The following is a 2,738-nucleotide window of genomic DNA, read 5'->3' as shown; positions in this document are numbered from 1 at the left end:
AGCTGCCCTACTATCTTGCCCTTTTCGAATTTGTGCACAACGCCAGATGCCGGGGCAAAGCCTTGCTCGGAGCCCTCTTGGCCGCCCTGCTGCCCACCACCCCAAAACCCGAATAGAGCCTTCAAAATTTGAAAGCGACGGATGCGAAGAAGAAATCGACGCTGCTTCCGCCGACATCCTTAAGCGTATCCCCAGGAGTGAAGTGCACGTACTGGCTGGCGATGCTGATGTTCTCTGTGGCCTGCCACTCGAGACCAAGGATTGCCTGATGACCGATGAAGCGAGAGCCCTGCCCTGCCGTGCCGACGACCGCCCCAAGTGGTGGCTGATAGATCGCGTCATCCGTCGTATGCCTCCAGAGCACGTCCCAGGCCAGCTCGGCGCTGAGCGAAGGGGTGAGCTGGAGCTGCAGGTTCGGCTGCAGGTCCATGACATTGGCGGGTGCGATGAGATTGGCTTCGGAGAAGTAAGGGAACTTCGGGTAGAGCGCATTGAAAGTGCCCAGCCGGCCGTCATTCGGGTCATCGTCGCCGCTCGCCACATTGGCCTTCAGGCCGAAGCGCGGCTGCAAATTCATTTCATCGAAAGTGACCCCGATATCGGTGGCAACCGTCCACGCACGGACATTCCTTTGGCCGAAGTCACCAAACTGGTACACCGCCTCAATGTCCCAGTCAAAGCCACCCCGCTCGCCGAACAGGCGCAGGCCAGGCGTGTGTCGCTGCTCGTTGGCACTGCCGATCGGGAAGCGGGCGTTCTCGCGCTCATAGCCGAAATAGTAGAGATCGGCCTTCAAGTCGGGCAGGTTCGGCACAGGGCCGGTGCCGTATAGGCCCCAGAGTAACTCATCATTGTTGGTTCGGTCGTCGAAGCTGCCTTCGTCCAGGCGGATCGGCCGCGCATAGAAGGCGTCGACGCGGTAACCGTCGCTGGTCCAGAAGGCCCGGCCGCCGTCAAAGCTGCGGCGCACATTTGGGCTCTCACGAACCGAGACTAGGCGCGAGGATCCGAAGCTGATTTCCTGCCGACCACCGCGCAATGTCGCGCGTCCCTCACCCGGTGTTGCAAAGCTGAGATCGACGAAGGCTTGGGTCAGGTCGAACCGGTCGACATCGGTGGCCGAGGTCTCGCCCTCGCGGCCGCTCTGCTCGAAGGCTCCCAGCTGAACGAAGACGCGCAGTGTTTCGCCAAGGTGCAGATCACCGTGGAGGAGTGCGCGATGCAGGAAGACATGGTCGGACGACTGGTCAAAACCAAAGTCTGGGTTGCGGACGATCTCAAAACGCTCACGCAATTCACCGCCGATCGTCAAGGTGGTAGAGCCGTCGCTGCCGAGCGAAATACACTTCAGCGGATCGAGAAACATCGTGTGAAGTGCTGGGTCGCACAGGCCCCGCCAATCCTCATCGAACCGATGCGACTTGAGCGATGGCCGCTCAGCCTCCTGTGCGCCAGCCTGTGTCGCTGCCAGTGCCAGAAAAGCGGTCTGCAAACAAATAAGCGCTCGGCGCGTGCCAGAGTTGACGAACGGGCGGAAAAACATGAATCAATCCTCGCGGAAAGCGGTGCCGCTCAGGATTGCTTTGGAAGTTCGCCAGGCAACGAGAGCAACAATGAGGGTGGAAACTGCCAGCGCCAGGTAACCGACCGAAACGGTGAAGGTCGACGGCCTGACCTGGGCATACGAGAGGGCCCCGGCCGCGAAACCAGCGGCCAAAAACGTCATCGTCAACCAGTTCATGAAGAAGGCTCCATGCGCGAAGTAGTTCGCCAACGTCAGGAGGAGGAGTGAGATGAACAGCGCCAGCGAGTATAGGATGTAAGCGAGCCAGCCGGCCCCGCCGCCGGTGAATGCGAGATAGCTGGCAAGGCCAAGAGACGGCGGGGCGAGCAGGATGAACAACGTCGGCACGCTCCGCTCTGACATCGGTGCCATGAACAGCACGCGACGCATGACGATCGTGATGAAAAACATCTATAGAATGAGGGCGACAGAGAAGAAGAATGAGATTTCAACATGGCCCAGCGGCACGCCGCCCAGAGGCGAGCGGATCGATACGGGCGGCGAAGTCGCTCCGTTTGCCGGTCGCCCTCACGTGATCGAAAGGAGCGATGCGAAAACGGCCGGTGAGCAGTACGGCGTCGGTCATTACGGACTTCTCCTACAGCACCGTGCGCTAAATCTGATACGTCTATATCCATGCCCTCGCATCGTCAGGTGATGTCACGCTCCAAAGCGATCCGGATTTAACGCAAACCGCTATAATGATCGGCTGCTGCACTTGCCTCGGAACAGCCTGGGACGGGTAATGTCAACGAAGAGGATAACCACGAGAGTCCGGATGAGCCGCATGCCGCTCATCCGCTGCTTGTTTCCTCACTCGGGCCGGTTGCGGGTTCCTACGATCGACATGGTCAGGATGGTCATATCACCCAGCAGGAGCAACCGAGCGCTCCCCAGAAAGTACGGAGGTCGGAAGCCGGGACGGACGAGCCCCAGGCGTCGGCGTGGGCATGGCCGTGGACGCCGCATCCGCTGGCGCAGCCGCAGGCCGACGCAGCGACGCGCTCCACCTGTCCTGACCGGGCATCGGCGGTCTGCTTATGGTAGCCGCCGAATGTCCGGACCGGCGACCAGTCCGGCATGGCGGGCGGGGGTGACGGGGCTTGGCCGGCGAAGGGGCCGGCGCCGTAGACCGGCTTGCCGTCGACGATGGTCAGGACCGATTGCAGGTGCC

2 protein-coding genes and 1 pseudogene are annotated in these 2,738 nt (G+C 61.1%); all 3 read right to left on the bottom strand.

Annotated elements, in window-relative coordinates:
* Positions 1 to 121: 121 nt before the first annotated feature.
* Positions 122 to 1,543 (bottom strand): alginate export family protein, encoded by a 1,422-nt coding sequence (locus tag AC5JJ6_RS08025; RefSeq protein ID WP_496041532.1) that lies wholly within the window; start codon positions 1,541 to 1,543, stop codon positions 122 to 124.
* Positions 1,544 to 1,546: 3 nt separating this feature from the next.
* Complete coding sequence (locus AC5JJ6_RS08020; protein WP_496041531.1) at positions 1,547 to 1,975, bottom strand: SLAC1 family transporter; 429 nt, start codon at positions 1,973 to 1,975, stop codon at positions 1,547 to 1,549.
* Positions 1,976 to 2,424: 449 nt separating this feature from the next.
* Positions 2,425 to 2,738 (bottom strand): annotated as a pseudogene (locus AC5JJ6_RS08015) (amidohydrolase); the annotation flags it as partial.

The organism is Skermanella sp., from assembly GCF_059503625.1.
Note: the sequence above shows the minus strand (reverse complement) of the source record. Positions and strands in the feature narration are given on the sequence as shown.

Bases quoted from the DNA above. Each gene is read 5' to 3' on its own strand.
- AC5JJ6_RS08025 (WP_496041532.1), bottom strand. From the start codon at position 1,543: ATGTTTTTCCGCCCGTTCGTCAACTCTGGCACGCGCCGAGCGCTTATT.
- AC5JJ6_RS08020 (WP_496041531.1), bottom strand. From the start codon at position 1,975: ATGTTTTTCATCACGATCGTCATGCGTCGCGTGCTGTTCATGGCACCG.